Below are 7,379 nucleotides of genomic sequence, written 5' to 3'. Positions count from 1 at the left end.
CATACCGCCTCAGCTCCTTCCATCTCGGCCACCTTGACCAGGTATTTGGCGATCAAAGGCCGGGCAAAAGAAGTCCCCAGGAGGTATTTTCCCTCATATATGGCTCCGGATTTCATCACCGGGTAGACATACTCGCGCACGAATTCTTCTCTCAGGTCTTCCACATAAATCTTGGAGGCCCCTGATTTAACCGCTTTTTCACGCACCGGGTCCAATTCTTCACCCTGTCCCAGGTCGGCGCAGAATGCGATGACCTCATAGCCGTAATTCTCCCGCAGCCAGGGAATGATGATGGAGGTATCCAGCCCTCCCGAATATGCCAGAATGATTTTGGCCATGTGTTTTCCTCCCAATAGTGATATTTATGACATTAATATTTTAACCCGCTTCAATCCCCTGTTCGTCAATTTTCTTCAAAGCCGGCCGGATAATCCCAGGAATAAGCATGGATGTCCTCTCTTTGCACCCAGCCCAGTCCTTCGTAAAAAGTGATGGCACCGCTGTTGTCCCGGTAAACGAACAGGTTTACCTTGACGGCTCCCCGCTGCCTCATTACTTTGAGACAGCGCTCCAGCAGAACCTTTCCCAACTTCCGACGGCGCCAGGGGGGCGAAACCGCCAGATGATATATCATCCCCCGCCGGCCGTCGAATCCGCCCAGAATGGTGCCCACCATAGTTTCTCCCTGCCATGCTATCAAGCAGGAGCCCGGATTATTGGTCAGCATTATCTCCAATGCCCAGGGTTCATCGCTGCGGCCCAGGCCGACCCCATCGATTTCCTGCCAGAATTCTATCATAGCTGGTATGTGCTCCGGCCTGGCTTCTTCAATCACCCAGTTCGACTCCATCCCCTCCCCCAAAATAATCAGAACCTGCAAGTTTATATGGTTAAAGCCATGATGGCTTTATGAGCATGGAGACGGTTCTCCGATTCGTCGAAAATGGCTGACTGCGGTCCGTCCATGACCTCGTCGGTAATTTCTTTGCCCCGTTTGGCGGGAAGGCAATGCAATACTATGGCATCAGGGCGGGCCAGGCTCATCAGCTGGTTGTTAACCTGATAACTCCGGAAGGCCTGCTCTTTCTGACCGGCCTGCTCTTCCTGCCCCATACTGGCCCAGACATCGGTATAGATGACATCGGCATCTTGAGCGGCCTGGGCCGGATCGTTAACCACCCACAGCCTGGCCCCGCTCTGTTCCGCATCTTCCCGGGCTTGTTTGAAAACTACCGGATCAGGTTCATACCCGCCCGGAGAAGCGATGACTACGTCCATGCCCACCTTGGCGCCTCCGTAAAGCAATTCATGGGCCACATTGTTGCCGTCGCCGATGAAGGCCAGTTTCAGGCCTTTAAGCCCGCCTTTATGCTCCAGAATGGTCATCATATCGCCGATCACCTGGGTGGGGTGCAGAAGGTCGGTGAGGCCGTTTATGACCGGAACCGAGGACCAGCGGGCCAGTTCCAGCACTTCATCATGATCAAAGGTGCGGATCATAATGCCGTCCAACATGCGGGCCAGAACCAGTGCGGTGTCTTTGATGGTTTCACCCCGGCCTAATTGTATGTCTCTGGGGCTTAAAAACAGGGCATGGCCGCCCAGTTGATACATCCCTACTTCAAAAGCCACCCGGGTGCGGGTGGAAGCCTTCTGAAAGATCATGCCCAGGGTTTTTCCGGCCAGGTAAGAATGGGCGACACCCTTTTTCTGAAGCTTTTTAATTTCAACCGCGGCTTCAAGTATGTAAGCCACTTCCTGCGGCGTAAAGTCATGTATGCTTATAAAATCCCGGCCCCGTATGAGATCACTGAGTTGGTACATTTAATACACTCCTTCATATATATATTTCTTCTAGGCGATGATTTCAGCCGGCAGCTGATTCCCCCAAAACCTGGGCAAAGATAGCCACAGCCTGCTCGATCTCATCATCACTCACCGTCAGGGGAGGCACCATGCGCACCACTTTGGGGCCGGCTCCTACCAGCAGCAGGCCCTTGCTCATGCAGCGGTTAATGATGTCAGCCACTTCCACAGACATCTCAATCCCCACCATAAGCCCCTGACCGCGAATTTCCACTATGCGCGAGTCTGAGATGCCCTGCAGCTTGTTCATCAAATACTGCCCGGCCTGGCCGACCCGGTCCAGGAAAGGCCTGGCGCTTATTATTTTCAAAACCTGTTCTGCAACCGCGGTTGCCAGGAGATTGCCCCCGAAGGTTGAAGCGTGGTCGCCGGGGGCAAAGCCGCTGGCGGCCCGGTCGGTGCTGAGCATCGCTCCGATGGGGAAACCTCCCCCCAGTCCCTTGGCTATTGAGACTATATCAGGCTTGACCCCGTAGTTCTGGTAGGCGAACAGACTGCCGGTGCGTGCCATGCCGCACTGCACCTCGTCAAAAATGAGCAGAATGCCTTCTCGGTCGCATAAATCCCGCAAGCCTTTGAGGAAGTCGGCCCGGGCCGGCCTGATGCCGCCCTCGCCCTGCACCGGTTCAACTAAAACCGCAGCGGTCTCTTCATTGATCAAGGCTTTCACTGAATCCAGATTATTGAACTCGGCGTACTGGAAGCCCTCCGGCAGAGGGGCAAAGCCTTCTTGGTATTTCAACTGTCCGGTGGCGGTAACCGCGGCCAGGGTGCGTCCATGAAAAGACTGTAAAAAGCTGATGATGTGATTGCGCCGGGGCTGACCCTGGCGGTAAAAGTATTTGCGGCTCAGTTTTATAGCGGCTTCGACGGCCTCGGCGCCGCTGTTGCAGAAGAAGACCTTATCCAGGCCGGAGCCTTCCACCAGTTTGGCGGCCGCTTTGACCTGCGGCTCAATCCAGTACAGATTGGAGATATGCCACAGGGTCTCGGCCTGTTTTTTGATTACTGCCACCAGCTCGGGGTGGCAGTGTCCCAGGATGCAGACCGCGATGCCGCCCACAAAATCGAGATAGGCTTTGCCGTCCGCATCCCACAGCAGGCCCCCTTGCCCGCGCACAAAGGACAGCGGATAGCGCCCATAGGTGTTCATTATGTACTGCTGCCCCTGAGCAGCAATATCAACATTGCTCATAACTGCGACCTCCCTAAATTTAAACTGCAGGTCTGAAAGCTCACTCATCAACCACCATAGTGCCTATACCTTCTTTGGTGAATATCTCCAAAAGGATGGCATGCGGAACCCGGCCATCGATGATATGGGTTCGGCCTACCCCGGCCCGCACCGCTTCCAGGCAGCAATCCACCTTGGGGAGCATGCCTCCGGCGATGGTGCCGTCTTTTATATACTGATCGACATCGCTCAGTTTCAATACCGAAATCAGTGTGGAAGGATCCCGGGCATCTTTCAACAGTCCGGGAACATCGGTTAATAACACCAGTTTATCAGCTTTCATGGCAGCTGCGATAGCCGAAGCCACCAGATCGGCATTGATATTGTAGCTGTCCTGGTTTTCATCGATGCCGATGGGCGCGATGACGGGGATATAGTTGTTGGCGATCAGGGTTTCAATGATCCCCGGGTTAATCTGCACCACCTCACCCACATAGCCCATTTGGGCAGTATCCCCTACCGGGCGGGCTTTGATCAGGCTGCCGTCTTTGCCGGAGATGCCGATGGCTTGACCGCCGTTGGCGTTGAGGCCGGCTACGATCTCTTTATTGACCTTGCCCCCCAGAACCATCTCCACCACTTCCATGGTTGAGCGGTCGGTGACCCGGAGCCCGTTGACGAATTCACTCTTGAGGCCCAGGCGTTTCAGCATTTGGGTGATCTCCGGCCCCCCGCCGTGCACCACGATAGGGTTCATCCCCACATATTTCATCAATACGATATCCTGCATGATCTTCTGTTTGAGGTCGCATTTCGCCATGGCTGCGCCGCCGTATTTTATCACCACGGTGCGCCCGTAAAATTCCTTTATATATGGCAAGGCCTCCACCAGGATCTCAGCTTTTTCCAGGGCTGACAGGTGCATCTCTTTCTCCTCCTCACGGTTACTAAATCGATCCGCCAGTATCCAGTCTATGCCCACTTCTGGGAATGTGTGTATACACCCGTATCAGGTGCGGTAGTCCGCATTGATTTTCACATAGTCGTAGGAGAGGTCGCATCCCCAGGCAGTAGCCTGACCATCACCGGACTTCAAATCCACGATGATGGTCACGTTCTCCCGCTCCAGCTCTTTACGGGCCTTTTCCTCGTCAAAACTCAAGCCCATGCCGTTCTGGCACATCTTTTCCCGCCCCAGGTATATGTCTACCCGGGAAGGATCGAAAACGGCCCCGGAGTAGCCGGCTGCAGCCAAAATGCGTCCCCAGTTGGCATCATGGCCGAAAATAGCGGCTTTGGTCAGGTTGGATGCGGTGATAGAGCGGGCTATGGTGCGGGCCGCATTCTGATCCGCAGCTCCAACCACCTGAACCTCCACCAGATGATTGGCCCCTTCGCCATCCCGGGCGATTTTTTTGGCCAGGGCGGTGTTGACATAGTCCAGAGCCGCCTTGAAAGTCTTGTAATCAGGGCTGTGTTCATCATCAATGACCGGGTTGGCCGCCAGTCCATTGGCCAGGATCGCGGCCATGTCATTGGTCGAGGTATCGCGGTCCACACTGATCATGTTATATGAAATCCCTACCGAGGATTTAAGCAGTTTATTCAGGCACTCCGCTTCGATGTTGGCATCAGTGGTGATGAAGGCCAGCATGGTTGCCATATTGGGGTGGATCATGCCGGAGCCTTTGGCAATGGCGCCGATAGTTACGGTTCTGCCCTGCAGTTCGATCTGCACTGCTATCTCTTTCTTCACCAGATCGGTGGTCATAATGGCCATAGCGGTATTGCCCGAGCCCTCTGGGGTCAGGGTGGAAACCGCCTGCTTTACCCCGCAGAGCACCCGCTCTAAAGGCAGCTGCACCCCGATGACCCCGGTGGAGGCCACCAAGACATCCTGAGGCTCGATATTCAGCAACCCGGCTGCGTAAACTGCGGTTTCAATGGCATCGTCCAGCCCTTGTTTCCCGGTGCAGGCGTTGGCGTTGCCGCTGTTGACCACAATCGCCTGAGCCCTGCCGTTTTCAAGATGACTTCTGCACACATCCAGGCAGGCCGCATGGACGACATTAGTGGTATAAACTGCGGCTGCAGTGCAGGGCAGCGCTGAATAGATGACCGCTACGTCCCGGCGGTTCTTATATTTAATCTCGGCACACACCCCCTGGGCCAGGAAACCCTGGGGCGCGGTTATGCCTCCTTCAATTACTTTCATTGTTATTTCCTCCGCTTCAACTTATCGGGTCGTTATCAAGGGTATACCCCGGCGCCGGCTATAGCCTCGTGCTCGGGCTGCCCCAGCAGCAGGTTGAGGTTTTGCACGGCCTGACCGGAAGCCCCCCGGTTGAGATTGTCTATGGCCGATACCAGAATGACTCGCCGGCTGAGCGGGCTGACATGCAGCCCGATATGTACATAGTTGCTGCCATACACCCATTTGGTATTGGGCACGGTATCACCCGGCAGTATTTTGATAAAGCGCTCCTGATGGTAGAATTCCTCCAGGGTGGCGCGCACCTTTTCGGCCTTAACCCCCTGGGCCAGCCGGGCGTAAGCAGTGGTGAGGATGCCGCGGTTCATGGGAACCAGATGCGGGGTGAAAACCATTTCCACTTCACACCCGGCCGCCAAGCTCAGTTCCTGAGCGATTTCCGGGCCGTGGCGGTGGCTGCCCACCCCGTAAGCCTTTATGCCCTCATTGACCTCACAGAAGTGGCTGCTCTGTTTCAGGGTGCGCCCCGCCCCGGATACGCCGCTCTTGGAGTCAATCACCAGACCTTCGCCTTCCAGCACCCCCGCTCGCAAGAGCGGCGCCAGGGGTACAATGGCGCTGGTAGGGAAACAGCCCGGATTGGCGATCAGACGGGCCGCTTTGATTTCCTGGCGGTATAATTCTGGCAGGCCGTATACCGCTTCTTTGAGCAAGCCCGGTTGAGCATGGAGCAGTTCGTAATAATGCTCGTAAAGGGCCGCGTCTTTCAGGCGAAAATCGGCTCCCAGATCAATGCACTTGATGCCCGCTGCCAGCAGCTCCGGGGCCATTTCCATGGAAACCCCGTGGGGAAGCGCCAGAAAGGCTGCTTCACAGCGACCCGCCAGTTTTTTTACGTCGCTCTCTTCGCAGGTCAGGTCACAAAAACCGCTGAGATGGGGATATAAATAATCAATACGTTGGCCTATATTTTCCGTGGATAATACCGCGACCACTTGAACCGCAGGATGTTGGGCCAGTATTCTCAACAATTCCGCGGCGGTATAGCCGTCGCCTACAATTCCAACCTTATGCAACGCCCTCAGGCCTCCTTGTTATAATTCAAAGTTAAAAACTCTTATAATTATACAACCGAGTGTATAATGTTACAACAACTTTTTATTAAAGCAACTCATTGTTTTAATGGCCAAGGGCTTGATACGGCGGTTTACGAGAAATTTTTCGCCGCGCTAAAAGGGACCCTATGATTATTTTTTCATAGGGTCCCCATTTCTATCAACACTGAGCCAGTCGCGGGGTTAAATGATAAGGCAAAACCCCTATCATGGCTTCAGCCTTTATGAGCGGGAAATAACCGTTAAAATATTGAAGGCCTTCAGGCCATGCCTTGATCAGTCCAGCAGAGCCACCGCCCGGACGGGAGAGCCGTCCGCATCAATATGTTTTAAGGGAAAGGCGCATAGTGTAAACAGGCCGCCGCCCAGCAGGTGCAAATTGGTGAGGTTTTCTATGACCACCATTTCATTGTACTTAAACAGCTTTTTGTGCATGGTCAGGTTTTGGTCGCTGATAGGATCGATGCTTATGGCGTCTACTCCCACCCCTTTTTTATTCCCTTTTATCAAGTAGTCGGCAACATCATCAGCGATACAAGGATAGTCTCCGAAATAATCATCCGTTCCCCAGTATCGGTCCCAGCCGGAACGGAAAAGGATAAACTCCGCCTGGTCGGCCTTTTCCCTGACCCGGTTGATACGCTCCACAGTGATAGACTGTCCGGCTGTCAAATCGGAGCAATCTATTGCCAACGCTTTGCCCACGAATTGCGAAACCGGGAACTTGTCAAGGGTGGTTCGGCCTGGAAAGAGATGCGCCGGAGGGTCCATATGGGTCCCGGTGTGCGTATACATGCTGATCAAAGTCTCTTTAAACCCATGTACATCGTAAGAATTGGCAAGCCGCATCCTGGGCCCCGCAGTGCCCGGATAAACCGGCATGTCCTCCGAAATCAAATGGGTGAGGTCAATTATTTGCACTTTTTCCTCCTGTGATTGGCCGGGCCGCTCCTGCACCTGAAGCCGCCGGGCAGCATCAATCGCTCAGTAAGCTGTGCAGAGCGAGCGACGG

The 7,379-nt window shown here is 54.4% G+C and carries 8 protein-coding genes; all 8 read right to left on the bottom strand.

Translation table 11 applies throughout. The annotated features are described in order from the left end of the window. On the bottom strand, positions 1 to 338 hold a 338-nt coding region (locus B3W37_RS00665), incomplete at its 3' end, for an argininosuccinate synthase domain-containing protein (protein WP_483174484.1). A gap of 65 nt (positions 339 to 403) precedes the next feature. Further along, complete coding sequence (locus B3W37_RS00660) at positions 404 to 850, bottom strand: GNAT family N-acetyltransferase (RefSeq protein ID WP_481041481.1); 447 nt, start codon at positions 848 to 850, stop codon at positions 404 to 406. A 32-nt stretch (positions 851 to 882) separates the two neighbouring features. After that, complete coding sequence (argF, locus tag B3W37_RS00655) at positions 883 to 1,824, bottom strand: ornithine carbamoyltransferase (protein WP_483169804.1); 942 nt, start codon at positions 1,822 to 1,824, stop codon at positions 883 to 885. A gap of 43 nt (positions 1,825 to 1,867) precedes the next feature. Continuing rightward, a complete protein-coding gene (locus B3W37_RS00650; protein WP_483169803.1) occupies positions 1,868 to 3,061 on the bottom strand; it encodes an acetylornithine transaminase in 1,194 nt (397 codons plus the stop codon). A gap of 40 nt (positions 3,062 to 3,101) precedes the next feature. Beyond that, the gene (gene argB, locus B3W37_RS00645; protein ID WP_483169802.1) at positions 3,102 to 3,965 is read right to left on the bottom strand and encodes an acetylglutamate kinase; all 864 of its coding nucleotides are present in this window, start codon (positions 3,963 to 3,965) and stop codon (positions 3,102 to 3,104) included. Positions 3,966 to 4,049: 84 nt separating this feature from the next. Then, positions 4,050 to 5,255, bottom strand: a complete 1,206-nt coding sequence (gene argJ / locus B3W37_RS00640; RefSeq protein ID WP_483169801.1) for a bifunctional glutamate N-acetyltransferase/amino-acid acetyltransferase ArgJ — start codon at positions 5,253 to 5,255, stop codon at positions 4,050 to 4,052. 35 nt (positions 5,256 to 5,290) lie between these two features. Next, the gene (gene argC / locus B3W37_RS00635) at positions 5,291 to 6,328 is read right to left on the bottom strand and encodes an N-acetyl-gamma-glutamyl-phosphate reductase (RefSeq protein WP_483174483.1); all 1,038 of its coding nucleotides are present in this window, start codon (positions 6,326 to 6,328) and stop codon (positions 5,291 to 5,293) included. Positions 6,329 to 6,643: 315 nt separating this feature from the next. Next, positions 6,644 to 7,288, bottom strand: coding sequence for a cyclase family protein (locus B3W37_RS00630; protein WP_483174482.1), 645 nt, complete (start codon positions 7,286 to 7,288; stop codon positions 6,644 to 6,646). Between the last annotated feature and the right edge of the window lie 91 nt (positions 7,289 to 7,379).

The sequence above is a fragment of the Syntrophomonas sp. UBA5494 genome (genome assembly GCF_002426325.1).
Note: the sequence above shows the minus strand (reverse complement) of the source record. Positions and strands in the feature narration are given on the sequence as shown.